Source organism: Achromobacter sp., assembly GCF_032102605.1.
Classification (GTDB): Bacteria; Pseudomonadota; Gammaproteobacteria; order Burkholderiales; family Burkholderiaceae_B; genus Achromobacter.
The window spans coordinates 70,102-94,261 of record NZ_DAMDGT010000010.1 but is presented as its reverse complement, the minus strand read 5'-3'; the positions used below and the strand labels follow the sequence as shown (position 1 = coordinate 94,261).

General features: G+C 65.1%; 21 protein-coding genes. 19 read left to right on the top strand and 2 right to left on the bottom strand.

The features are described 5' to 3' along the window. The first annotated feature begins 4 nt into the window (after positions 1-4). The 11 genes from RT614_RS21595 (at position 5) to RT614_RS21545 (ending at position 13,474) form a co-directional block, all read left to right on the top strand. Positions 5-1,342, top strand: coding sequence for an extracellular solute-binding protein (locus RT614_RS21595; RefSeq protein WP_313624170.1), 1,338 nt, complete (start codon positions 5-7; stop codon positions 1,340-1,342). Positions 1,343-1,540: 198 nt separating this feature from the next. Continuing rightward, on the top strand, positions 1,541-2,473 hold the full coding sequence (locus tag RT614_RS21590) for a TcpQ domain-containing protein (RefSeq protein WP_409558503.1): 933 nt from the start codon (positions 1,541-1,543) through the stop codon (positions 2,471-2,473). After that, positions 2,470-4,059 carry a hypothetical protein gene (locus RT614_RS21585; protein WP_313624168.1) on the top strand — a complete coding sequence of 530 codons (1,590 nt, stop codon included), beginning with the start codon at positions 2,470-2,472 and terminating at the stop codon, positions 4,057-4,059. The genes RT614_RS21590 and RT614_RS21585 overlap by 4 nt, the downstream gene beginning before the upstream one ends. A 2-nt stretch (positions 4,060-4,061) precedes the next feature. Next, the gene (locus RT614_RS21580) at positions 4,062-5,396 is read left to right on the top strand and encodes a hypothetical protein (protein ID WP_313624167.1); all 1,335 of its coding nucleotides are present in this window, start codon (positions 4,062-4,064) and stop codon (positions 5,394-5,396) included. A gap of 139 nt (positions 5,397-5,535) precedes the next feature. Next, positions 5,536-5,883 (top strand): hypothetical protein, encoded by a 348-nt coding sequence (locus RT614_RS21575; RefSeq protein WP_313624166.1) that lies wholly within the window; start codon positions 5,536-5,538, stop codon positions 5,881-5,883. Beyond that, positions 5,880-7,604: an ATPase, T2SS/T4P/T4SS family gene (locus RT614_RS21570; protein WP_313624165.1), complete on the top strand. Its 1,725-nt coding sequence runs from the start codon at positions 5,880-5,882 to the stop codon at positions 7,602-7,604. The genes RT614_RS21575 and RT614_RS21570 overlap by 4 nt, the downstream gene beginning before the upstream one ends. Next, positions 7,597-8,730, top strand: coding sequence for a hypothetical protein (locus RT614_RS21565; protein WP_313624164.1), 1,134 nt, complete (start codon positions 7,597-7,599; stop codon positions 8,728-8,730). Before RT614_RS21570 ends, RT614_RS21565 begins: the two co-directional genes overlap by 8 nt. A 64-nt stretch (positions 8,731-8,794) precedes the next feature. Next, a complete protein-coding gene (locus tag RT614_RS21560) occupies positions 8,795-9,412 on the top strand; it encodes a type 4 pilus major pilin (RefSeq protein WP_313624163.1) in 618 nt (205 codons plus the stop codon). Between the two features lie 20 nt (positions 9,413-9,432). Continuing rightward, the gene (locus tag RT614_RS21555; RefSeq protein ID WP_313624162.1) at positions 9,433-10,503 is read left to right on the top strand and encodes a prepilin; all 1,071 of its coding nucleotides are present in this window, start codon (positions 9,433-9,435) and stop codon (positions 10,501-10,503) included. 77 nt (positions 10,504-10,580) lie between these two features. Further along, positions 10,581-13,205, top strand: a complete 2,625-nt coding sequence (gene alaS, locus RT614_RS21550; RefSeq protein ID WP_313624161.1) for an alanine--tRNA ligase — start codon at positions 10,581-10,583, stop codon at positions 13,203-13,205. Continuing rightward, positions 13,205-13,474 (top strand): sulfurtransferase TusA family protein, encoded by a 270-nt coding sequence (locus RT614_RS21545; RefSeq protein ID WP_313624160.1) that lies wholly within the window; start codon positions 13,205-13,207, stop codon positions 13,472-13,474. The genes alaS and RT614_RS21545 overlap by 1 nt, the downstream gene beginning before the upstream one ends. Positions 13,475-13,546: 72 nt before the next feature. On the opposite strand, the gene RT614_RS21540 is transcribed toward RT614_RS21545, so the two are convergent. Next, positions 13,547-14,128 carry a hypothetical protein gene (locus RT614_RS21540; RefSeq protein ID WP_313624159.1) on the bottom strand — a complete coding sequence of 194 codons (582 nt, stop codon included), beginning with the start codon at positions 14,126-14,128 and terminating at the stop codon, positions 13,547-13,549. A gap of 447 nt (positions 14,129-14,575) precedes the next feature. Between RT614_RS21540 and rpsP the strand changes: the two genes are divergently transcribed. From rpsP to RT614_RS21500, 8 genes are all read left to right on the top strand, one after another. Further along, a complete protein-coding gene (rpsP, locus tag RT614_RS21535; RefSeq protein ID WP_008165084.1) occupies positions 14,576-14,836 on the top strand; it encodes a 30S ribosomal protein S16 in 261 nt (86 codons plus the stop codon). A gap of 144 nt (positions 14,837-14,980) precedes the next feature. After that, positions 14,981-15,598, top strand: coding sequence for a ribosome maturation factor RimM (gene rimM / locus RT614_RS21530; RefSeq protein ID WP_313624158.1), 618 nt, complete (start codon positions 14,981-14,983; stop codon positions 15,596-15,598). Then, positions 15,598-16,473: a tRNA (guanosine(37)-N1)-methyltransferase TrmD gene (trmD, locus tag RT614_RS21525; protein WP_313624157.1), complete on the top strand. Its 876-nt coding sequence runs from the start codon at positions 15,598-15,600 to the stop codon at positions 16,471-16,473. The genes rimM and trmD overlap by 1 nt, the downstream gene beginning before the upstream one ends. A 108-nt stretch (positions 16,474-16,581) precedes the next feature. After that, positions 16,582-17,256 (top strand): helix-turn-helix domain-containing protein, encoded by a 675-nt coding sequence (locus RT614_RS21520; protein WP_313624156.1) that lies wholly within the window; start codon positions 16,582-16,584, stop codon positions 17,254-17,256. A 97-nt stretch (positions 17,257-17,353) separates the two neighbouring features. Beyond that, positions 17,354-18,109 (top strand): ABC transporter substrate-binding protein, encoded by a 756-nt coding sequence (locus tag RT614_RS21515; protein WP_313624155.1) that lies wholly within the window; start codon positions 17,354-17,356, stop codon positions 18,107-18,109. A 116-nt stretch (positions 18,110-18,225) separates the two neighbouring features. Further along, positions 18,226-18,879 (top strand): amino acid ABC transporter permease, encoded by a 654-nt coding sequence (locus RT614_RS21510; RefSeq protein ID WP_313624154.1) that lies wholly within the window; start codon positions 18,226-18,228, stop codon positions 18,877-18,879. Beyond that, entirely contained in the window at positions 18,876-19,607 is a 732-nt protein-coding gene (locus tag RT614_RS21505; protein ID WP_313624153.1) for an amino acid ABC transporter ATP-binding protein, read from the top strand. Before RT614_RS21510 ends, RT614_RS21505 begins: the two co-directional genes overlap by 4 nt. Before the next feature lie 9 nt (positions 19,608-19,616). After that, on the top strand, positions 19,617-20,906 hold the full coding sequence (locus RT614_RS21500; protein WP_313624152.1) for an FAD-binding oxidoreductase: 1,290 nt from the start codon (positions 19,617-19,619) through the stop codon (positions 20,904-20,906). Between the two features lie 72 nt (positions 20,907-20,978). Here the strand turns inward: RT614_RS21500 and RT614_RS21495 are convergent, their stop codons facing one another. After that, the gene (locus tag RT614_RS21495; RefSeq protein WP_313624150.1) at positions 20,979-23,873 is read right to left on the bottom strand and encodes a valine--tRNA ligase; all 2,895 of its coding nucleotides are present in this window, start codon (positions 23,871-23,873) and stop codon (positions 20,979-20,981) included. Between the last annotated feature and the right edge of the window lie 287 nt (positions 23,874-24,160).

Sequence of the window (24,160 nt, the reverse complement as noted above, 5' to 3'; positions counted from 1 at the left end):
ACCTATGAAGAAACTGCAATTGGCGGGCGTTGCCCGCGCGATGTTCGCCAGCCGGCGCGCATGGGTGTTCGGCGCCGCGATGGCGGTGGCCGGCGCGGCAAATGCCGCCACCGAGATACAGGTCTGGCACACGCTGACCGACGCAAACAAGGCCGAGTTCGAAAAGCTCGCGAAGCAGTACAACAAGGAACAGGACGATGTTCGCGTCACGCTGCGCGGCTTTGCATCGCCCGCCGCGCTTGAACAAGAGGCGGTCTCTGCGGTAAAGGCCAAGAAGGGCCCGAACCTGCTGCAACTGTCCGACAACCACTCCCCCGAGGTCGTGGCCCAGCACAAGGCGGTGCTTCCGCTGTATGAACTGCTGGCCAAGTACCCGATCAAGGACCTCAACTGGTTCATCCCCGCCACCAGCAGCTTCACGCGCGACAGCAAGGGCCGCCTGCTGGCCTTCCCCTGGATGGCCGAAGTGCCGGTGATGTTCTACAACACCGCCGCCTACAAAAAGGCCGGCCTTGATCCCAACAAGCCTGCGCGCACCTGGACTGCCTTGCAGGGCGAACTCCTGAAGTTGCGCGACGTGGCCGACATTGATTGCCCGTACGCGTCCAGCGATCAGGTCTCGGTTCACCTCGAGAACCTGGCCCCCATCAACAATCAGCAGTTCACCAGCAACAACAACGGCCTGGATGCGGTCACCAAGAAGTCCGCCGCGCCCGCCATGCAGTTCGACACCCTGTACATGCGCCACATCTCGCTGATGGTGAGCTGGAAGCGTTCGCTGCTGTTCATGGCGTACTCGGGCGACAACGCCAGTGACAAGCTGTTCGCCAAGGGCGAATGCGCCGTGCTGACGGCCAATTCCGGCGCCTTCGGCCAGTTCCTGGCGACCAAGTCGCTGTCCTTCGGCGTGGCTCCGCTGCCTTACTACGAGCAGGCCACGAAGGAAGGCGGCAAGCCGTTTGTCAGCGGTTCGGCACTGTGGGCTCTTGAAGGGCATCCGCAGGCCCAGGAAAAGGCCACGGCGCAGTTCCTGGCCTGGCTGGCCAAGCCTGTCGTTGCCGCCGAATGGCATCAACGCACGGGTTACCTGCCCCTGACCGAAGCCGCGTTCCGCGCGTCCGATGTGTCGTTCTACAGCCGCATCCCCGGCGCGCAGATGTTTGTTGCCTCCATGAGCGCAAAGCCCGTGCAGAACAGCCGCGGTTTCCGCATGGCCAACTACGAACGCATCGAGCCCGTCCTGAACAAGGAACTCACCGACGCTTTCGAAGGCAAGGTGCCGCCCGTCGCCGCGCTGAACAACGCCGCCGCGCAAGCGCGCAGCATCGCCGCGCAACGCTGATCTCCACGGCGCCAACAGGGCGCCGCCCCAGGAATTGCCCGGTCCTCGGACCGGGCTTTTTTTTGCCTGCCGAGTCCGCATGGACATGGCGGATCAATTCATCCATGCGTACATGCCAGTCTGGTGGCGCTCAGGATGGTCGGCCACCATGCCTCTCACGCGTGTCGATTCCGATGCGCCCTTTGCTCGCGGTGAGGCATGGTACGAATCTTCTTTATGGCGGCCGGGCTGTTCTGCCTTGGCGCATGCACATGGTCGGGCCCAGGCTCTAACCTTGGCCCGGGCGGGTCCTCCTGGCAGTCGGCCGGGCCGTCCGCGCAGGGCTTCCGCTTTGACTGGCAATTATCGGGCGATCCAGCCGTCGCTCCTCTGCAGGTCTTCGACGATGGCCGCGAGACCTGGCTGCAGTTCCTGCCCGGGCAGCCGCTGCCCGCCATCTTCGGCATGGGCAACGATGGCGAGCGAGCCCTGCCATACGTGCGGCGCGACCCCTACGTTGTGGTCACAGGCGTGTGGAACGGGCTGTCGTTCCGCGGCGGGCGGCTGACGGCCAGGGCGCAACGCGCGAACAGCGCAGCGCTCGCCCGAATGGAAGGGAGTCGGTCCGACACCCCTGCACCGCAGCCTTCTTTCGGCTCGCCCGATCCGGCGCAGCACCTGCCGCAAGGCTCGCCATCTCCGATCGGTCCGGCGTCCGAGTCGATTGCGCAGTCTTCGGGCGGCGCGCAGGCGGCGTCGGCGCTGCTGGCGCGGCCGCCTTCAGCGGGCGCGGTCCTCGCTGGCTCCAGCCTAAAAAATGCCGAAACCAAGGCCTTGCCCGAAGCCGCCCAGCTGTCGGTCTTCCGCGCGGCGCCGCCCGACGCCACGTTCCGAGCCGTGCTTGCGCGCTGGGCCGACGCAGCGGGATGGACGTTCCATCCTCAGCATTGGGCCGTCGACGTCGACATCCCGCTTGCTGCAACCGCCGAATTTCCCGGTGATTTCAAAGCGGCGGTGCGCGGCCTGCTGGGCGCCACCGAATTGGCGGACCGTCCCTTGCAGCCATGTTTCTACGGGAATCGCGTGTTGCGTGTCGTGCCGCTTGCACAGTCGTGCTCGCGCGCGCAAACGCCTCAGGGGGCCGCAGCATGAACCCCAGACTGTTTATGCCCGCCATGCTTTCCTGCATCCTTGGCGGCTGCTCTGTGTCGGAGCAGGTCTCCGACATGCGTCGCGCCTCCACCGGGCGGCATGCCGAAATAAGCGCACGGCATCAGGACTTCGCCGATGGCCTGTCCAACCGCCAGGCACGCATCGCCGCCCAGGAAATCGCCACGCCATGGCTGGCGGGCAAGCCGCAGCCTCTGGCGCGCGAGGTCGTGCTGCCGCCCGCGCTGCGCGAAAACGTGCAGACCACGCTGATGCTCGCCGACGAGGCAGACCTGTCAACGCTCGCCCAGCGACTATCCGCCGCGACCGGCATCCCGGTGCGCGTGCGCCCTGAAGCGCTGCTACCGCAAGACCAGTTCCTGCCACGCCTCGCCGTCAGTGGGTCCATGGCGCTTGCCGCGCCGGCGCGCATGGAAGTCCGCGCCGATCCCCAGCCGCTGGCCGACTTGCTGGACGCCCTGGCGGCGCGCTTCTCGGTTTACTGGCGCTATGAAAACAATGCGCTCGAGTTCTACCGGACCGAAACGCGGGTATTCGAATTGCGGGCGTTGTCTCTTGCCAGCAAGGTCGATGTCCGGCTGGGGCGCTCCGGCAGCGCCGAAGGTGAAGGCTTTGAAAGCACGTCCAACACCACGCTGTCGGCGGGCGAGCACAACGCGCTGGCCATCCTGCGCGCCAACGTTCTGCCATTCCTCACCAGGTCCGGCGTCATCGCCGATCCGGTTCCCGGCGCGGCCACGCTGGTCGTGACTGACACGCCTGATGCCCTGGACCGCGTGGGGCGCTATCTGGAACGCGAGAACAAAACACTCACGCGTCGCGTCCGTCTGGTCTTCGAGGAAATCACGCTGATCGCCAACAGCGAGACGTCGGGCGGCGTGGACTGGACAGCGCTGTATGCCGCAGCAGGCGCAACCGCTCGGCTGGCCATGCCCGGCGTGCCGGTCACCGGCGCTGGCGTGCTTCAGGCGGGCGCCGGCACGGGCCCGTTCCAAGGGTCGCAGGCCATCGTTTCGGCGCTTAGCACCATGGGCGCGGTCGTGCGGCATAGCAAGATACCGGTCCTCACCTTGAACCGCCGGCCCGTCACCCATGCCGTCCGCACCACGTTTTCCTACATCGATCGCGTGCAGAGCACGGCGGTTCCGGGCATGACGTCCACCGGCGCCAACGGTTCGCTGCCCGCGGTGTCCATCAGCCAGAAAGAAGAGACAGTCGGTTCGTTCCTGACGCTGGTGCCGGATATCCAGGAAGACGGGCAGATCCTTCTGTCCATCGCCTATGACAATGCGGTCGCGCAACCGCTGAAGACCATCACCTTCGGGCAAAACGCCAATCAGGTGCAGGTCCAGCAGATCACTATCGACGGCACCGGCACCGTGCAGCAGATCGAACTGCGTCCTGGCCAGCCCATGATCGTCGCGGGCTTTGACCGCCAGCAGGACCAGCACGACCGTCAACGGCTCGCGCCCGGAATGCCGTTGCTCGCCGGAGGCCTGGACAGCGCCGCCACCGAACGCATGACGACCCTGGTCCTGGTAACGGCCCAGGTCGAGGAAGGGTACTGACCGTGAACCGGGCTCCCCAAATCCTGCTGCTCGAGTCCCCTGCTTCCGGGCGGCTGCTGGCGTTCGGTTTGCGCTGGTTTGCATTGATCGGCTCCAACATCCCAAAGCTGGCTCGTTCGCGAGGGAGGCGCCTGCGGGCCACGCATTACGTCGTGGGCGGCGCTCCTGCCATGGTCGCGGGCTATGGCCGCGCCCGCGCGTCCCGACGCCGAGGGGTATCGCGGCGCATGCTGCCGGGGGATGCGGCCCATCCTCAATCGGCCGCGCAATTGTTCGCGCTGCTATACCCGGAAGGGGGCCAGAGCCTGGTTCGCCTGCCCGACGGGCGTCATTGGCTGATCGCGGCCCACGGCGGCGCGGTCCTGTCCCAGACGGACAGGGTGTTCGGATCGCTCGATGACGCGCTTCACGAACAGCGGGCGCTGCTCGCGCAGCGTCCTTCACTGATAGAACACGCCGCCGACCGTGTATGGGCGGACCTGCTCCAATCCGTCGAACCCGGCGCCGCGCTTATCGCACTGCCCACTCGTTGGGCGGAATTGCCGTTCGCCTTGCGTCTGTTCGTGGCCGCCATCGGCGTGGCTGCGGTGGCCCCGACAATATGGAACGCCACGGTCCATCCGCTCCTGCGCAAGCAGGCCGTCGCACCAGAACCCGCGCCAGCCCGTGATCCGGTCGTGGATGCCTATCAGGCCATGTTGACCGACACCACGACCCATCCACAGGCGGAGCTGGGTCGCTTGCTGGCTGGGGTAGGGGGATTGCCCGTGACAGTCCAGGGCTGGGCATTGCGGCGCGTGCAGTGCGAAGCGGGGTCGCAGCAATGGAACTGCTCCGCCGTGTATGCCAGGGCCCATCCTCTTGCCACCAATCACGGTCTGTACGCCTTGATGCCGGCTGGTTGGCGGGTGTCGTTCAAACCGCTCGAGGAAGCCACGCTGGCCTGGCACATGGCGTCGCGGCCGATCCCGCTCGCCGACATGACGTTGCCGTCTTCGCTGCATGTCGACACCCAAGTCGCGGGGGGCTTGCAGGGCCTGCGGCCGGCTTTCGCTTCGGTGGCGCTGTCTGCGCCCGCGCCGCTCCAGCCGCGCATGCCCGCTGCATCCCGCGCGGACGCTTCCCGTGTGCACACCCCGCATCAGGACATGCCCATCATCAGGCGCCGCACGCTGGTGCTGCACGGGCCCTTGCGTTCGATGGCGTTGATGCCGGGGCCTGTCTCTGCCGCCCGCTGGTCCCGTCTGGTCGTCGACGTGCAGCCGCAAGCGCGACCCAGCCTCGTGGCCAGCGCGCTTGTTGCCGAATTGCAAGGAGATATCTATGAACAGGAATAGGCATTGCATGGCGGGCCGACCCGTCATCGGACGGCTTCTCTTCGGTCTCGCGAGCAGCGTCGCGGCAACGTGGAGCTTGCCGGTTCAGGCTGCAGCACCGCAGTCGTCCGAGCCGCAACCGTGGCCAGAGGCGGAAATCGTGCGCACTTTGCTTCGCGCGGATGCCGCCGCCGCACTGGCAGACTGCAGGGTGCCAGGCCTCTGCGCCAATGGCGCAGCGCCCGGCGCGAGCGTCGCGCGGCCGCCCGAGCCACGGCTGGATGACATCCGCGTGGCCGCGATTTTCGGCACTGCGCGCAGTCTGCACGTGGACGTGGTCGTCAACGGGGCTCTGCTGCGGTATCGCGCCGGCCGCGCCGATCCCATCGCCGGGCCGGCCACGTCACAGCCTTATCGCCTGTTGGCCGTCGACGGCGGCTGCGTGCGCCTGCACCGCGATGGCCGCGACCACGCCGCCTGCCTGGACGCCGGGGGCGCCCGGCCATGACGGTCCACAGCCTGCCCGTCGCCGCATCGCGCGCACTCGTGCCCGAACTGCAAACTCCTGAAGATGTCGCGCGCCTGGAGCCGGCCTTCGTCCGCGCGTTGGGCCGCCAGTTCGACCTGGCGTCGCTCGCTGGCCGCCTTTGCCCTGTGCTGTTGGAAGGCGGGGAGGCCGCTATCTTCGCCGTCATGGAATACACCGTGGGCGACCAGATCGACGAAGTCGAACGCATGGTGAAGGCGGCGGGCTATCGCATGGCGCAACCCTCCCGCTACGTGCTGCCCGCGCCGCTACTGCTGATGATCGCCCGCGGCCAGTTCACCGCACCGGGGCCGGCGCGCTGGACGCGCGCCAGGCAGGCGGAGCGCGCGTCGGCATTGGCCGCGCTTTTTCTCGATATCGTCCGGTGGGGCGTAGCCCAGGGCGCGAGCGACGTCCACATCAACGTGAACCAACGGCGCGACGCCGGCGACATCCGGTACACCATTCATGGCGAGTACGTCAGCACCGACCGGTTCTCGGGACTGTCCAGTTCGACGCTGCTCGAAGTTCTGGCCGTGGCCTGGATGGACGTGCGCGGCGGAAACGGCGCCGTGTTCGATCCCGCCGTCGAGCAGCAGGGGCGTATTTCACTGGACGTCGACGCCGTTCCGATCGTGCTGCGCTGGGCCTCGCTGGCCGCTGACGCGGGGCCGTCGGTGTGTCTGCGCATCCTGCGGCTCGACGCGACCGTCGACGGCGACCTGCTGGCGCTCGGCTACCTGCCGGGACAGGCCGAGACCCTGTTGCGGGCACGCGAGCGCGAAGGCGGCGCCATCGTGCTGGCTGGCGTCGTTGGTTCCGGCAAGTCCACCACCATCGCAGCACTGATGCGAGGCATCGCCCCCACACGCAAGGTCATCACGCTGGAAGACCCGGTTGAATACCACATCGGCAACGCGCTGCAGAACACACTGGCGGGCGCGCTTGCGGATTCAGCCTGGCCTGCGCTCGACGCCAAGCTGAAGACCATCAAGCGGTCGGCGATGAATGACCTGCTCATCGGCGAGATCCGCGATACCCACACTGGCCGGGCCTTCATGGACCTCGCCAGCTCGGGCGTCAGCTTGTACGCCACCACACACGCCGGATCGGCGGCGATGATCCCAGAGCGCCTGGCGTCCGACGCAATCGGCGTATCTCGCGACTTCCTCGCTTCGCCTGGTGTCCTCAAACTCCTCATCTACCAAACCTTGCTGCCCAGGCTTTGCAATGGCTGTGCGCTGCCCGTGGACAGCCTGTGGAGCACGGCTCAGCAAAATCCAGGGGGCGGATGGGACTGGCGCAGCTGGGTTCATGGCATGCAAGAGGCCTTCGATCTTGACGCCATGACGCTCAGGGTCAGAAACGCGGCGGGTTGTCCCGAATGCCGACGCGCGCAACTGCCGGAACTGAACGGCACGACGGGCCGCAGCGTGGCGGCCGAAATGGTAGAGCCCGAGTGCGCGAATGGCTTCCTGGATCGCGTGCGCACGCGCGACAACGTCGGCCTGAAGCAGCAATTCCTGCCCAGCACCGGCGGCGCCTGGCGCGATGCGGCCATGCGCGGCGCACGCGCGTTGGATTGTGCGTTGTACAAAGTCAGCCTTGGCGAAATCGATCCTCGAACCCTGTTGCGCAGGTTCGAACTGCCCGTCGCGCCGCGTGCCGGCGCAGCCGGGCCCGCGGGGGGCAGCCATGGTTGATCTTGCGCCCCGGTCTTCATGGCTCCGCGTTTCCAGCGGCTTGCACCAGCCGCGGGTGGACGGCCTGCGCTTCCGCTCGCAGCGCGCCGACTATTACGAATATCTGGCCGACGTCGTGGAAGGCACGCAGGGTCGCAAGAGCCTGCGCGACATCTTCGAAGACGACGCGCGCCGGTATGGGCCCGCCACGGTGCGTGGGCGTCTTTGCCAACATTGGGCCGCTGCCTACCTGGATGCCGGCGGCGACCTCGGCATCGCGTGGCTCGATACGCTGCCGCAGGGCGAATGCGAATTGCTGAGCTGCGTGCAGGAAGAGGGCGGCGATCTCGCCGCGGCGTTGCGGGACCTGGCTCGCGCCGTCAGGCTCGCGTCCGACGCATGGATGGCGCTGCTGTCGGCCGCCGCGACAGGCGTGGTGGCGGCAGCCGTGGCCTTCGCTCTGCTGTGCGCCATCCCATTTTTCAGCGTGCCTCGCTTGCAGCAAGTCTTTCAGGCGGTCCCTGCCGAAGACTACGCCCGCCTGACGCGCGCGCTCTTCGCGCTGTCCAGCGGATTGAGGCAATGGCTGGCGCTTTGGGTGGTTCTTATCTTCGGCGCTGTCCTGCTGGCGCTGTGGTCGTTGGCGAACCTCACCGGGGATGTACGGGCCGTGCTCGACCGCTGGTTGCTTTGGCGGCTGTACCGCGATTTCCAGGCAATCCGATTTCTGTCCTTGCTGGCGGTGCTTATCCGGCAGCACGGCGCGGCTGACACGCGCTTGCGCCGCGCGCTGTCCGTGCAGGCCCGCCACGCGCCGCCTTGGCTGCACGCCCATCTTCAGTCGATGTTGAACCGCATCGATGCCGGCGCCAGTGGTCCCGAGATATTCGGAACCGGACTGCTGGACCCGGAAACCTGGTGGTACATGGCCGACATGATGGATGCCCTGGGCGTGGAGCCCGGGCTGGCGCGTGTTCGTCAACGGGTCGAGCTTCGCCTGCTGGCGCGGGTGCGGCGCCAGGCGCTGGTGCTGCGATGGTCTCTGCTGATCCTGTCGCTGGCGACAGTGCTGGGCATCACGCTCTGGCACTACGCCGTCATCGACGAATTGCGCCAGGCGCTGACCAATTTCTACGCCAGCCAATAGAGGGTTCTGCGGCCGGCGACAAACGGCGCAGCAAAGCTGCGCGCTTTATCCAAAGAGGGCATTGATGAAAGGTCTTGAAAAGATGGGATCTGGCGCCTCGCGCCAGCAGGGGTTTTCCTTGATGGAAGTCTCCATTGTCACTGCGATCGTCTTGCTGATCGCGATCGTCGGGATTCCGGCCATTGGCGGTTACGTGATCGAAAACAAGGTGCCGAAGGTGGGCGAGGAACTGCAGCGATTCATCGCAAGCATGAAGATCAACGCGCAGGGAGGCGGAGTAACGCCCTACACCGGGCTGGACACTGGCGCCCTTGCCAACGCGTTGCGAGATTCCACCGTGCTGGCCGTGCAGGGCACCGGCGCGTCGGCCAGTGTCGCTCACGGACTGGGGGGCAGCGGGACGGGCGGCAGTGGCATCGTCGAGGTCGAGCCCGCCGCCGTCGATGGCGCCGGCGTGGGCTCGGCATTCACGCTCACGCTGACCAGCGTGAGCCATGCGGCTTGTCCAGCGCTGGCCTCCGTGCTGCAGCGGGTATCTGAAGTTATTTCCATCTCGGGCGGCGGCGGCGCCAAGGTCGTCAAGGACTCGATCGCAAAGCCCAGCACGCCGTACCGGGCTGCGCAGGCGCAGGCGCAATGCAGCCAGGGCGACGTCAACACTTTCGTATTCACCGCAAGATGAGCGCCTCGATCCGCGCCTCCATGCGCTCCCCGATTTCGGCCTGGATGGACTCGCGGCGACCGGCGGCCCGCCAGCGGCGCCAGGCCGGCTTTTCCCTGGTCGGATTGGTCCTGGCGCTGGCTATCACCACGGCGGTCGCCATATGGGCTTCCAACGAAGTCGTCCACAACATCGAGGCGTCTGCCGCCCGATCCACGGGCGCATGGATGACCCAGATCCGCCTTGCGGTGGCAGGCGTTGTGGCGCGCCATTCCGACGCACTGTCCAAGGGGGCATCTCCGGTGGACGCCCAAGGCCTGCCGCTGTTTGTGGATGCCTTGCGGCCCACCTTGGCCGAATTGCGCAGCCACGGACATCTGCCCGGCGACTTCCCGGATAAGTCCGCAATGGGCTTCGGCGCGGATATCCAAATTACCCGGACAACAACCTGCCCAGCCGAGCCCTGCCGGCTTGACGGTCTGATCATCGCCGACAAGCCCGTTTTGAAAAAAGGGACGCAATTGCCGGATCAAATTGCCATGGCGTCGGTCATCGAGGCGGCCGCTGGCTACGGCGGGGCGGTGTGGCCCGACGCGCCATCCCAGTTGCGCGGGGCTGCCTACCGCTTTCCCAACCCCGTGGCGCCGGGTTTGCCCACTTATGCGCCCGGCACCCTGGCCCTGTGGGCGGGCGTCGGCAGCGGGCCTCCAGACTTGAGCGGCTATGTGAAAATGCGCGACACCCGGGACCCGGATCTTCAAGGGCAGCTTTCCGTGGCGGGGAACCTCGACGCGGGCGGGCATGTCACGGTGGGCGCGCGAGAGATCCCTGGACATTCCTGCGGCGCCCAGGCCGGCACGCTGGCCACCTCCAGCGTCGGACAACTGCTCTCGTGCGAGTCCGGCGTCTGGATGCAGGCCAGCGGCGGGTTCGGGGGCGCCTTCAGCACCAATTATCCGCTGGGCTGCTTCCATTACACCGGCGTGTCCACGGCCAACCCCCGGACGGGCCAGTGTTCCTGCCCCGAGGGCTACGCGGGCGTAATCATTTCCGCAGGCGGCAAATGGACAGAGACCGAAGGCTGGACCACCGGTTACGTTTGCGTCCGGTAGCCCGGCCGGGCCCGTTCAGGCGTATTTCCGCCAACCCTCTATAATTGGCGATTCGCCTAAATTCTGCTTCATCCACGATGAAATCCTCCGAGATTCGCCAGCAGTTTCTGCAATTCTTCAAGTCCAAGGGACACACCATTGTTCCCTCGTCGTCGCTCGTCCCAGGCAACGACCCGACCTTGCTCTTCACCAATTCGGGCATGGTCCAGTTCAAGGACGTCTTCACGGGCAAGGAATCGCGGTCGTACACGCGCGCCACCTCGTCGCAGCGCAGCGTGCGCGCCGGAGGCAAGCACAATGACCTGGAGAACGTGGGCTACACCGCCCGCCACCATACGTTCTTCGAAATGCTGGGTAACTTCAGCTTTGGCGACTACTTCAAGCGCGACGCCATCCAGTACGCCTGGGAATTGCTGACGCAGGTCTACAAGCTGCCCGCGGAAAAGCTCTGGGTAACGGTCTACCAGGAAGACGACGAAGCCTACGACATCTGGGCCAAGGAAGTCGGCGTGCCGGTCGAGCGCATCATCCGCATCGGCGACAACAAGGGTGCGCGCTACGCTTCCGACAACTTCTGGCAAATGGCGGATACCGGCCCGTGCGGTCCGTGCTCGGAGATTTTCTTCGACCACGGCCCCGAGATCTGGGGCGGCCCTCCGGGATCCCCCGAAGAAGACGGCGACCGCTACATCGAAATCTGGAACCTGGTGTTCATGCAGTTTGAACGCGATGCCGCCGGCAACATGCCGCGCCTGCCGCGTCCCTGTGTCGACACCGGCATGGGCCTGGAACGCATTGCCGCTGTCCTGCAAAACGTTCATTCCAACTACGAAATCGACCTCTTCCAGCACCTGATCGCCGCCGCCGCTCGCGAAACCGGCCTCAAGGACCTCGAAGACAACTCGCTCAAGGTCATCGCCGACCACATCCGCGCCTGCTCGTTCCTCATCGTCGACGGCGTGATTCCCAGCAACGAAGGCCGTGGCTACGTGCTGCGCCGTATCGTCCGCCGCGCTCTGCGCCACGGATACAAGCTGGGTCAGACCAAGCCGTTCTTCCATCGCCTGGTGCCGGATCTGGTCGCTCAAATGGGCGAAGCCTATCCGGAACTCGCCGCCGCGGCCGATCGGGTCGCGCAGGTGCTCAAGCAGGAAGAAGAGCGCTTTGGCGAAACCCTCGAACACGGCATGCGCATTCTGGACACCGCCCTGGCCAACGTGCCCAAGGGCGGCGTGCTGGACGGCACCACGTTGTTCACGCTGTACGACACCTACGGCTTCCCCGTCGACCTCACCGCCGACATCTGCCGCGAACGCGAAGTCGAAGTCGATATGGCTGGCTTCGAGGTCGCGATGGAACGCCAGCGCGACCAGGCTCGCGCCGCCGGCAAATTCAAGATGGCCGAAGGCCTCAGCTATGAAGGCGCCGAAACGCGCTTCGAAGGCTACGAAAAACTCGAACTCGACGGCGTCAAGGTCACGGCGCTGTACGTGGACGGCACGCAGGTCCAGGACGTAAAGGCTGGTCAAAGCGCGGTGGTAGTGCTTGACGCCACGCCGTTCTATGCGGAATCGGGCGGCCAGGTGGGCGACACCGGCCTGCTGGAAGCCGACGGCGTGCGCTTTGCCGTTGCCGACACCCTCAAGATCCAGGCTGGCGTGTTCGGTCACCACGGCGTGCTCGAATCCGGGTCCCTCGCGGTCGGCGACACGCTGCTTGCCCGCGTTGACGCGGTGCGCCGCGCCCGCACGGTGCGCAACCACTCCGCCACGCACTTGATGCACAAGGCGCTGCGCCAGGTGCTGGGCGCGCATGTGCAGCAGCGCGGCTCGCTGGTCGACCCTGACAAGACCCGCTTTGACTTCGCGCAGGACGCACCGCTGACGGCCGAGCAGATCGCTCGCGTCGAAGCCATCGTCAACGCTGAAGTCCTGGCCAACCATCCCACGGTCGCCCAGGTCATGGGCTACGACGACGCAGTCAAGGGCGGCGCCATGGCGCTGTTCGGCGAAAAGTACGGCGACACCGTACGCGTCCTCGATATCGGTTTTTCGCGTGAACTGTGCGGCGGCACGCACGTCAGCCGCACGGGCGATATCGGCCTGTTCAAGATCATCTCCGAAGGCGGGGTGGCTGCGGGCGTGCGCCGTATCGAAGCCATCACCGGCGACAACGCGCTGGCGTGGGTGCAGAATCAGAACGCCTTGCTGACCCAGGTTGCCGGCATGCTGCGCAGCACGCCGGCCGACCTGCCGACGCGTATCGCCCAGGTGCAAGACCAGGTCAAGACGCTCGAAAAAGAACTGGAACAGTCGCGCAACAAGCTGGCCGCCAGTGCCGGCAACGATCTGGCTTCCAGCGCCGCTGTCGACGTCAAGGGCATCAAGGTCCTGGCCGCCAGCATTGGCGATGTTGATCCCAAGGCGCTGCGCGGCATGGTCGACAACCTGAAGGACCGACTGAAGCCTGCTGTCGTGCTGTTGGCCACCGGCTCCGCCGACGGCAAGATCAGCGTGGTGGGCGGCGTCACCGCCGACCTGACCGATCGCATCAAGGCCGGTGATCTGGTCGGCTTCGTCGCCAGCCAGGTGGGCGGCAAGGGCGGTGGTCGTCCCGACATGGCCATGGGCGGCGGCACGGATATCGCGGCGCTGCCCGCGGCGATTGCCGGCGTGCAGAAGTGGGTGGACGAGCGCCTCTGATGAGCGAGGCCGATACCCGTCTTGACGCGGACGCCGCGGCGCCCGCGTTCGACCACGAGGTCGATGCCTCCGGCCTGACCTGCCCGCTGCCTATTCTTCGCGCCAAGAAGGCGTTGGCGCAGATGGAAAGCGGACAGGTGGTGCGCGTCATCACCACCGACCGCAACGCCATCCGCGACTTCCAGGCTTTTTCGCGCCAAACCGGCAACGCGCTCGTCGCGCAACAAGAAGCCGACGGACGCTGTGTGCATTTCCTGCGCCGACGCTAGGTCGATTGTCTGGCATGCACAAGTAAAGGCCCGCTTGAAGAAACGGGCCTTTTGCATCGTGGTGCGCGCCGCCTATCGATGGATGGCTGCGGCGACAGCCTGCGTAATGGTGAAGTCGACCAGATCGCCTTCCTTCAGCTGCTGCAGCTTTGCTCGCAAAGCCGGATCCCTCACCTGAATGGTCCGCCTGTTGCCTTGCGGTCCCTTCAGTATCACCAGGTTCGCGCTGGGATTGATGTGCCAGATTTCGGCGGTGATCGTGGTCTGTCGGCCAACGGCTCCGCCCGGCCGCGCGCCCTTGGCGCTGCGGGTCGCCGCCGTTTCAGTCACGACTTCTGGCGCACCCGAGCCCGCCGGGCGCACATCGACCGCCACGGACTCGTAGTAGTCCAGTGTCAGTGTGTCGCCAGCCTTGATCTGGTTGAAATTGCGGATGTCCGGCCCTGCGACGACCTCCACGGAGTTGCCTTCGGGGCCTCGCAGGGTGATGGTTCGCGTGGCGGGATCCACCGCCGTGACCTGGCCGGACGCCGTAGTCATTGCGGCGCCGATCACCCTGGCCGAGGCGCCCATGGGCATCGCCAGCGTGCCCGCCAGCAATCCCGCCAGAGCCAGGCGCGTGATCGGGGTGAAGACTGTCTTTTGTTTCTTCATGATGTGCACACTCCGGTTAAAGGTAGTTCATGGAGGAAAACGCGGACAAAAACGGGGTCGCGGCAGCAGGGCCTGGGAGTATCCCGGCAGAGGGAAAAGGGGGGGATGTAGCGGTAGTTCGCCACCGCCTGGGGGGGCGGCCGGACAAGGGAAAGCGTAGAGATCTGCGCGGGTCGACATGAAACCGATCGCTCCAATCGGGTTGCTCTTCAGACGCACCAACTGCTCAAACGCATTAAAACGGGCCGGCGGCAGGCACAAGCGCGACGGGGAGGCTACACTTCTGGCTGCGGTGGACCTGGGACCTGCGTTCGTAGGATACCCGGATGTGTCGTGTTTTAGGATACAAATCGCGCCGCACCACAGATTTCGGCACTCTCATTTGCCAGCAGGCTCCTTTAAGTGCTAGAATTTCCCGTTTTTCACAACTAATTCAAGGGATTACCTATGGTGGTGATTCGCCTGGCCCGCGGTGGGTCCAAGAAGCGTCCGTTCTACAACCTGGTGGCCACCGATTCGCGTAACCGTCGCGACGGCCGTTTTATCGAGCGCGTGGGTTTTTACAACCCCGTGGCTAGCGAAGGCACGGAAAACCTGCGCATTGCGCTGGATCGCGTGCAGTACTGGACCGGCACCGGCGCGCAACTGTCGCCCGCAGTCGAGCGTCTGGTCAAGGAATACTCGGCCAAGGTTTCCGCCGCGGCCTAATTGCCCGCGTCGGGGTATCTTTAGCTGATACCCCTTGGCTGGTACTCCCAGCCGCTGGTTTTTCCACGCTGAAAGCTACGCGCTTGAAAGCTACCATTCATAGCTTTTTTCAAAGCTATCAAAGCACGATAAAGAGCACGATACATGCCTGATGCCGCAACCTCCAACGCGGCGCCTACGGATTTGGTCGAGCTTGGCCGCATCACTGCAGCCTACGGTGTGAAAGGCTGGGTTAAAGTGCAGCCGCATTCGGCCAATGCCGAAGTGCTGCTCTCAGCATCTCAATGGTGGTTGACTCGCCCTGTGCCTGAATTGGCGCGGGGCGCTGTCGCGTCTGCACCTGTCGCATTCAAGATCCTGCAAGTCCGTTCGCAAGGCGCCACCGTGGTGGCGCAACTGCAGGGCATTGCGGATCGCGATCAGGCCGAGGCGCTGCGCGGTCATACCGTGCAGGCGCCGCGCGGTTCTTTTCCCGCGCCTGAGGAAGACGAATACTACTGGGTCGATCTGATCGGTTGCGCGCTGTACACCAGCGCCAACGGCGAACCCGCGCTGATAGGCGTGGTGGGCGAGGTCCTCGACAACGGCGCTCATGCCGTGTTGAAGGTCTTGCTGCAGAAGGCGGGGGCCGAAGGGCCCGAGCCCGTGCTGGACGCCAAAGGCCGACCCGCCGAAATGCTCGTTCCGTTCGTACGCGCGCACATCCACGCCGTCGATCTTGCGGCTCGCCGCATCGATAGCGACTGGCCAGTGGACTTTTGATGCGTATTGACGTCATTACGCTCTTCCCCGAGATGTTCGGGGTAGTGCGCGATCTGGGAGTCACCGGCCGGGCGCATGCGCAGGGCCGGTGGCTGCTGCATGCGTGGAATCCCCGCGATTTCACGCATGACGTACATCGTACCGTGGACGATCGCCCCTATGGCGGCGGCCCCGGCATGGTGATGATGGCGGCCCCTCTCGAGGCCGCCGTCAATGCCGCCCAACAAGCGCGCGCCGCCCAAGGCCTGGGGCCGGCGCCCGTGGCGCTGCTTGCGCCCGTGGGCCGGCGCTACGATCAGGCCGGCGCAGAAACGCTGGCCTCCAGCGATGGCATCATCCTGATCTGCGGCCGCTACGAGGGCGTCGACCAGCGTTTCATCGATCGTTGCGTAACGCACGAGATCTCGCTGGGCGACTTCGTCCTGTCGGGCGGGGAAATCGCCGCGCTGGCGGTGATCGACGCCGCAGTCCGTCTGCTGCCGGGCGTGCTCAACGACGGCGATTCCGCGCTGCAGGATTCCTTCAACGACACCTTGTCCGGCCTGTTGGACAGCCCGCACTACACCCGTCCCGAAGTCTATGAAGGCGTGCCGGTGCCTGCGCCGTTACTCAGCGGCCATCACGCGAACATCGCGCGCTGGCGACGTGATCGTTCTCTGGGGTTGACCGCCACTCGGCGGCCCGAGCTGATTGAATCCGCCCGCGCCAAGGGGTGGCTCAACAAGCTGGATGAGCGCTTTCTGGCCGAATTGTCAGGCGCGCCGCTTCCCGCGGAAGGCTCTTCTCCAAGACGCCGAAAGCCGCGCAAAGCGCCAGGCGGTGATGTCTCGCCCAAGCTTGCACCCGGTACGCCCGACCCGTCCGACGCGACCTGACGGTCACCTCCACCTGGAAAAGCGGCCCCAGCGCTAGGGATGTTCCTAGATTGTGGGCGGATAGGCTGCTCCTTAGCATTGAAAATTACACACATGTGAAATTTTCATATGAGCTCCCCCGCCCGCGTAAGCCGTGCCGCCGCCGCGCCGTCATCGCCCATCGTCCGGGCGGAGCGGCCGGGGTCCGCTGTCGACCTTTGGCTGGGCCAGCAACTTCGCCAGCTTCGCAAACAGCAGGGTCGTTCCCTCGCCGAAGTGGCCCGCGCCTGCGGCATGTCACTCGGCCTGCTGAGCCAGATTGAAAGAGGCCTCAGCTCCGCCTCCGTGAAAGTCCTGCATCTGCTCGCGCTCGAGTTCCGCGTCTCGGTGAATTCACTGTTGCGCAACGCCGAGCATACCGGCGGTGAAGAAGATGGCCGCGTCGCGCGCGCAGGCACCCATCGCTTCATCGACCTGAAGGAAAAGGGCATCAGCAAAGAGATGTACACGCCTTCGGCATGCCGCAGCATGGACCTGTGCCGGGCGTCGATCGCGCCGGGTGGATCCACCGGCAACGAGCTATTCGTGACAGGGCAGGGCGAGCAGATCGGGGTGGTCTTGAAGGGCGTGCTGGAGCTTTGGGTCGGCGACCACGTCATCCGCCTGCAGGAGGGCGACAGCTTCTGCTATGCCAGCAGCACGCCGCGCCGCTGGTGCAATCCGGGGACTCAGACGACCGAGGTCATCTGGGCCATATCCAACATCACTCAGGCCTCGGGGGACGACACGCGACAGACGCCATAAGCTCGCAGCACCAACGCAGCGGGAGGGCACAGGGGGCCGTCCTGCCACCGGGCCGCAACGCCGCAGCCCGGCTCTTTTGCCACGATGAGGATATGTCATGAAATTCAAGACTCTGGTTGTCTCTGTATTCGCAGCATTGTCCATGGCCGCGGGCGCGCAAGCCCAGACTGTGCTGAAGGTGGGCTCCACGCCCACCGGCAGTCCGTTCACGTTCCTCGACACCAAGTCGAACAGCATCGAGGGCGTGATGGTCGACATCGTCAAAGCGGTCGGCAAGGAGGCGGGATTCTCGGTGCAGATCGAGCCCATGGCGTTTTCGGCGTTGATCGGATCGTTGACCTCCAAGCGCATCGACATCGTGTCGGCGGCGATGTTCATCACGCCTCAGCGCCAGCAGATAGTGAGCTTCTCGGAACCCGTCTATCGCTATGGTGAAGGCCTGATGGTGCTGAAGACGGACAACAAGGATTACAAGTCGTTCGCCGACATGAAGGGCATGACGGTGGGCGTACAGGTCGGCACCGCGTTCGTCGAACCCATCCAGAAAAGCGGCGTTTTCAAGGAAGTGAAGCTTTACGACAACCCCCCCGACATGATGCGCGACGCCAATGCCGGCCGTATCCAGGGCGGCTTCATGGACTATCCGATCGCGGCGTACATCCTTACCCAGGGCAACTATCCGAACCTCAAGATGGCGCAGTCCTACCAGCCCACCATCATGGGCAGCCTCGGCCTGGCCACGCGCAAGGAAGATACGGAACTGCTCGATCGCATCAACAAGGCGCTGACCAAGCTGAAGGCGGACGGTTCCATCGACGCCATCCTGAAGAAGTGGGGGCTGGGCGGGGCCTGATGCCCGCCAGGGCCGCATGGCCCAGGCAATCACACGCTCCGTCCGGCGCGCCGAACGCGCCGGACGGGTCGCATCTGTCGTGCTTGCGCGCAAGTTATGTCGAGGCGGGTTGATTCATGATGCAATTCTTCAAAGACGCGGCAGAGTTCATGCCGATCCTGCTGGAAGGCGCCAAGCTCACGATCCTAGTCACCCTGGGCTCGCTGGCGCTGTCCACGGTGTTGGGGCTGGTGTGGGCGCTGATGCGCGTGTCGGGCAACAAATATCTGTCCGGATTCAGCGCCAGCCTGATCAATCTGCTGCGCGGCATTCCGATCATCGTGCTGCTTTTCTACATCTATTTCGTAATGCCCGATATGGGTGTGTCGCTGAGTGCGGTGCAGGCGGCGATCATCGGCCTGGGCGTCGCGTACTCGGCCTATCAGGCCGAAAACTTCAGGGCGGGCATACAGGCTATCGACCGCGGCCAGGTCGAGGCCGCGATGGCGATGGGCATGAGCTGGAGCCTCACGATGCGGCGCGTCGTGCTGCCGCAAGCCGTGAAGATCGTCTTGCCGCCGTACGGCAACATCATGATCATGATGCTCAAGGACTCGTCCCAGGCGTCCACCATCACGGTCGCGGAACTCGCCCTGCAAGGCAAGCTGATCGCCGTTTCCACTTTCAAGAATGCGACCGTGTTTTCGCTCGTGGCGCTGATGTATCTGGTCATGTGCGTGCCGCTCATCTTGCTGGTGCGTCATCTTGAAAAAAGGAACGCAACCAAATGATCCACTTGCAAGGCGTCCGCAAAAGCTTTGGCTCGCTCGAGGTCCTGAAAGGCATCGATGCCGAGGTCGCTCAGGGTGAAGTCGTCTGCGTCGTCGGGCCGTCCGGTTCGGGCAAGTCGACCATCCTGCGTTGCATCAACGGTCTCGAGCGCTACAACGCCGGCCGCATTACGGTTGACGGAGAGTTGGTGGATTGCGATGCCCCGTCGATCGTTTCGATCCGCACGCAGGTGGCGATGGTGTTTCAGCGCTTCAACCTGTTCCCGCATCGAACGGCGCTGGAGAACGTGATCGAAGGACCGATCTTCGTGAAGAAGGAGCCTCGCGCCCAGGCCTTGGAGCGGGGGCGTGAACTGCTGGCCAGCGTGGGCTTGGCTGACAAGGAGAACGCGCATCCGAACCAGTTGTCGGGCGGCCAGCAGCAGCGTGTGGCCATCGCGCGGGCGTTGGCGATGCGGCCGAAAGCGATCCTGTTTGACGAGCCGACGTCGGCGCTCGATCCCGAACTGGTGGGCGACGTCCTGGGCGTCATGCGCAAGCTGGCCGAGGCCGGCATGACGATGGTCGTCGTGACTCACGAGATGAGCTTCGCGCGAGAAGTCGCCGACCGCGTGATGTTCTTCGATGGCGGGGTCATGGTCGAGCAGGGCGCCGCCCGCGAAGTGCTGAATCATCCGCAGCATCCCCGCACGCAGGACTTCCTGCGTCGCGTGCTGCATCCCATGTAAGGAAGCCCCATGCAGCAATCGCCGTTTCCTCTTTCCCCCTCGTTGTGGGCGGCTACCGCGGCGGCGGCGCCGCCCACCGAGCCGCTGGGCGCGTCCACGCAGGCGGACGTGCTCGTCATTGGCGGCGGGTACGCCGGACTGAGCACGGCGCTGCACTTGGCGGAGCACGGCGTCAGGGTCGTGTTGCTGGAAGCGCGGGAGATAGGCTTCGGCGGTTCGGGCCGCAATGGCGGGCAGGTCATCCCGGGCTTGAAATACGACCCCGACGACTTGCTGTCCATGTTTGGTCCCGAACGTGGCGAACGCTTGCTGCGATTTGCGGGATCCACGGCAGACACCGTGTTCGACCTCATCGAACGGCATGCCATGGAGGTGCCTCGTGTGCGCAAGGGCTGGATCCAGGGCGCGCACAATCCCGAGGCCTTGCGCGTGGCGCACGACCGCGCTGCGCAATGGGCGCGGCTGGGCGTGGATGCTCAGCCCCTGGACCGGGCGCAGGTGGCGCGGTTGATCGGCGCGGACAAGTACCTGGGGGGTTGGGTGGACCGGCGAGCGGGGGCGATTCAGCCCTTGAGCTACGTGCGCGGCCTGGCTCGCGCCGCCTTGAATGCGGGCGCCATGCTGTACACGGGTACGCCCGTCACCGGCCTAAAGCGAGACGGCGGGAAGTGGACGGCATCAACGGCGCTCGGCCCGACCGTCTCGGCCGACCGGGTCGTGATGTGCACCAATGCCTATTGCGGCGATCTCCTGCCGGGGCTCAAGCCGTCGATCATCGACGCGAATACTTTCCAGGTCGCGACGGCGCCTCTGCCGGACCGCATCCGGGCCGGCATCTTTCCGGACGGGCACGTCACTTCCGACACGCGCAACCTGCTGCTGTACTTTCGCCTGGATCACCAGGGCCGTCTGTTGATGGGCGGCCGCGGGCCATTCCGTGAGCCCAGGGGGGATGCCGATTGGGCGCATCTGGAACGCGTGATGGTGAAGATGTTTCCCCAGGTGGCGGGTACGCCGATCGAGTTCCGCTGGTGCGGTCGCGTCGCCATCACGCGCGACTACCTGCCGCATCTGCATGAGCCGCAACCCGGGCTGCTGGTGGACATCGGCTGCCAGGGGCGCGGCGTCGGTCTGCAGACCAGCATGGGGCGCGCAATGGCGCAGTACGTGGCGACCGGCGACGCCAACGCGCTGCCATTGCCGTTGTCGCCGGTCGTGCCGTTCCCGCTGTATGGTTTGCGCCGGCTGTATGTGAACGCGGTAGTGACCTGGTACAGGATGACCGACGGCGGGGTCTGACGCTTTCGGAACGCAAAAAAAATAACCCCGGAGCGAAGTCCGGGGTTATCGGTTCCACGGTCAGGCGGAAGGTCAGTCGCCCAGCTTGGCGCGCTGCTCCTGCACCTTTTGCAGGGTTTCACCGAACTGCGCCATGCGCGCCTTTTCCTGGTCGACGACGGCCGCGGGCGCACGCTCGACGAAGCTGGCGTTGGACAGCTTGCCCTGGGCCTTGGCGATTTCTCCGGCCAGGCGCGCGATCTCCTTGTCCAGGCGCACGCGCTCGGCGGCCACGTCGACTTCGACGTGCAGCATCAATCGGCTGGAACCCACGACCTGCACCGGCGCGCCCGCATCGGGCAGGGCGTCCAGCACATCGACTTGACTCAGCTTGGCCAGCGCAGCCAGGTACGGCGCGTTGCGCGTCAGCATGGGTGCGTCGCCCTGGGCGCACAGCGGCACCTTCTGCGAGGGCGGCAGGCTCATTTCGCCACGCAGCGCCCGCACGGCCTCGACCTGCGCCTTCAGCTCGGCCACGGCCGCTTCGGCGTCCGTGTCGACGGCGTCGGGGTTGGCCTTCGGGTAAGGCTGCACGCTGACGCTGTCGGCGACGCCTTCCTTGCGCTTGCCAGCCACCACCGACACCTTTTGCCAGAGCTCTTCCGTGATGAACGGAATGATCGGGTGCGCAAGGCGCAGCACGCATTCCAGGACGCGGATCAGCGTGCGGCGCGTGCCCAGCTGCTGAGCCGGCGTGCCGGTCTGGATCTGCACCTTGGCCAGCTCCAGGTACCAGTCGCAGTACTCATCCCACACATAGCGGTACAGCGCATTGGCGACGTTGTCGAAGCGGTAGTCGGCGAAGCCGCGCGCGACGTCGGCTTCCAGTGTCTGCATCTGGCTGACGATCCAGCGGTCCACGAAGGACAGCTCGCCGGCATCCGGCACCGTCAGGTCGTGGCCTTCGGTGTTCATCAGCACGAAGCGCGTGGCGTTCCAGAGCTTGTTGCAGAAGTTGCGATAGCCTTCGCAGCGCTTCAGGTCGAAATTGATGTTGCGACCCAGCGTGGCGTACGCGGCCATCGTGAATCGCAGCGCGTCCGTGCCGAATGCCGGGATGCCGTCCGGATACTGGCGGCGAGTGGCTTTTTCGATGGCGCCGGCCTGCTTCGGATTCATCAGGCCATAGGTGCGCTTGGCAACCAGGCCGTCCAGATCGATGCCGTCGATCAAGTCGACCGGATCCAGGGTGTTGCCCTTGGACTTGCTCATCTTCTGGCCGTCCGCGTCGCGGATAAGGCCGTGCACGTAGACGTGCTTGAACGGAATCTGGCCGGTCAGGTGCGTGGTCAGCATGACCATGCGGGCGACCCAGAAGAAGATGATGTCAAAGCCCGTGACCAGCACGCTGGACGGCAGGTAGCGCTGCAGATCGGGCGTGTTTTCGGGCCAACCCAGCGTCGTGAAGGGCACCAGGCCGGACGAGAACCACGTGTCCAGCACGTCAGGGTCGCGCGTCAGCGGGCCCGTGACGCCGGCGGCGCGCGCCTGCGCGGTGGCGTCGGCCTCGTCGTGGGCCACGAAAACCTGGCCGTCTTCGGCATACCAGGCCGGAATCTGGTGACCCCACCAGAGCTGGCGCGAAATGCACCAATCCTGGATATTGTTCAGCCACTGGTTGTAGATGGTCGTCCAGTTGTCCGGGTAGAACTGAATGCGGCCGTCCGCCACCACTTCCAGCGCAACCTCGGTGATGCTCTTGCCGGGGTTCAGCGTGCCTTCCGGCGCGGGCTTGCTCATCGCCACGAACCACTGGTCGGTCAGCATGGGTTCCAGCACGACGCCCGTGCGGTCGCCCTTGGGCTGCATCATCTTGTGCGGCTCGACTTTGACCAGATAGCCTTCGGTCTCCAGCTGCGCCACCACGGCCTTGCGGGCCTCGTAGCGCTCCATGCCCTGGAATTGCTTGGGGCCGTTCGCGTTGATGTGCGCATCCAGCGTGAAGATCACGATCAGCGGCAGATCATGGCGCATCGCGCAGGCGTAGTCGTTGAAGTCGTGCGCGCCCGTGATCTTCACGCAACCCGTGCCGAATTCGGGGTCCACGAAGTCGTCCGCAATGATCGGAATGTTGCGGTCGCAGAGCGGCAGTTCGACTTGCTTGCCCACGAGGTGCTTGTAGCGCGGATCCTCGGGGTGCACGCACAGGGCGCCGTCGGCCAGCATCGTCTCGGGACGGGTCGTGGCGATGGTCATGCCGCGCAAGGTGACGGTCTGGCCGTCCTTGTCGACGATGGTCTGCGGGCCATCGACGAAGGGGTAGAGGATGTGCCACATGTGGCCATCCGTCTCTTCGGACTGGACTTCCAGGTCGGACACGGCGGTGAGCAGCTTGGGATCCCAGTTCACCAGGCGCTTGCCGCGATAGATCAGTCCCTGTTTATACAGACGCACGAAGGTTTCCACCACGCCGCGCGACATGCGGTCGTCCATGGTGAAGTATTCGCGCGGCCAGTCGGCGGAGGCGCCCAGGCGGCGGACCTGCTCGGTGATGGCGTTACCGGACTTCTCTTTCCATTCCCAGACCTTCTCGACGAATTTCTCGCGGCCGAGGTCGTGGCGGGAAACCTTTTGGGCATCCAGCTGTCTTTCCACGACGATCTGCGTGGCGATGCCGGCATGGTCGGTGCCCGGGATGAACACGGTGTCGTCGCCCGACATGCGGCGATAGCGGACCAGACCGTCCATGATGGTCTGGTTGAACGCGTGGCCCATGTGCAGGGTGCCGGTCACGTTGGGCGGCGGGAACTGGATGACGTAGGGCTGGCTTTCCGTCCCCGTTTTTACGTGCTGGCCGGCCGTGAAGTACCCGCGCTTGTCCCATTCGGCATACCAGCGGGATTCCAAGTCAGAGGGTTCGAAGCTCTTGGAGAGCTCCGGGGTTTCGCCCGCGAGAGGCGCGGCGTTCGGGGAGGCAGCTTGAGTCATTACAGGGTTCCGGCAGACAGGGGCGCCCGCCTGGGAAGCGGGCAGCAAACCGCTCATTTTAAGATGTAATGCGGTCTTCTCAGCGTGTTAGAATACCGGGTTACTGTAAACCTTTTAGAAGTCCCTGAATTCATTGAGGATTCCTTCAGAAACGTGCGCGAAAATAGTCGGTGTTCGTGCACATCTGGAATCCCGCAGGCAATCCAGGACGCGTCCGACAGGTCGGCAGTGTCGAATCCCTGTCCTGGTCGGTGGCTCCGGACGGCCCGATGCCCTCATCGGGACGT

Coding starts and splice junctions, on each gene's coding strand:
- RT614_RS21595 (WP_313624170.1), top strand. CDS start 5: ATGAAGAAACTGCAATTGGCGGGCGTTGCCCGCGCGATGTTCGCCAGC.
- RT614_RS21590 (WP_409558503.1), top strand. CDS start 1,541: ATGGTACGAATCTTCTTTATGGCGGCCGGGCTGTTCTGCCTTGGCGCA.
- RT614_RS21585 (WP_313624168.1), top strand. CDS start 2,470: ATGAACCCCAGACTGTTTATGCCCGCCATGCTTTCCTGCATCCTTGGC.
- RT614_RS21570 (WP_313624165.1), top strand. CDS start 5,880: ATGACGGTCCACAGCCTGCCCGTCGCCGCATCGCGCGCACTCGTGCCC.
- RT614_RS21565 (WP_313624164.1), top strand. CDS start 7,597: ATGGTTGATCTTGCGCCCCGGTCTTCATGGCTCCGCGTTTCCAGCGGC.
- RT614_RS21560 (WP_313624163.1), top strand. CDS start 8,795: ATGAAAGGTCTTGAAAAGATGGGATCTGGCGCCTCGCGCCAGCAGGGG.
- RT614_RS21555 (WP_313624162.1), top strand. CDS start 9,433: ATGCGCTCCCCGATTTCGGCCTGGATGGACTCGCGGCGACCGGCGGCC.
- alaS (WP_313624161.1), top strand. CDS start 10,581: ATGAAATCCTCCGAGATTCGCCAGCAGTTTCTGCAATTCTTCAAGTCC.
- RT614_RS21545 (WP_313624160.1), top strand. CDS start 13,205: ATGAGCGAGGCCGATACCCGTCTTGACGCGGACGCCGCGGCGCCCGCG.
- RT614_RS21540 (WP_313624159.1), bottom strand. CDS start 14,128: ATGAAGAAACAAAAGACAGTCTTCACCCCGATCACGCGCCTGGCTCTG.
- rpsP (WP_008165084.1), top strand. CDS start 14,576: ATGGTGGTGATTCGCCTGGCCCGCGGTGGGTCCAAGAAGCGTCCGTTC.
- rimM (WP_313624158.1), top strand. CDS start 14,981: ATGCCTGATGCCGCAACCTCCAACGCGGCGCCTACGGATTTGGTCGAG.
- trmD (WP_313624157.1), top strand. CDS start 15,598: ATGCGTATTGACGTCATTACGCTCTTCCCCGAGATGTTCGGGGTAGTG.
- RT614_RS21520 (WP_313624156.1), top strand. CDS start 16,582: ATGAGCTCCCCCGCCCGCGTAAGCCGTGCCGCCGCCGCGCCGTCATCG.
- RT614_RS21515 (WP_313624155.1), top strand. CDS start 17,354: ATGAAATTCAAGACTCTGGTTGTCTCTGTATTCGCAGCATTGTCCATG.
- RT614_RS21510 (WP_313624154.1), top strand. CDS start 18,226: ATGATGCAATTCTTCAAAGACGCGGCAGAGTTCATGCCGATCCTGCTG.
- RT614_RS21505 (WP_313624153.1), top strand. CDS start 18,876: ATGATCCACTTGCAAGGCGTCCGCAAAAGCTTTGGCTCGCTCGAGGTC.
- RT614_RS21500 (WP_313624152.1), top strand. CDS start 19,617: ATGCAGCAATCGCCGTTTCCTCTTTCCCCCTCGTTGTGGGCGGCTACC.
- RT614_RS21495 (WP_313624150.1), bottom strand. CDS start 23,873: ATGACTCAAGCTGCCTCCCCGAACGCCGCGCCTCTCGCGGGCGAAACC.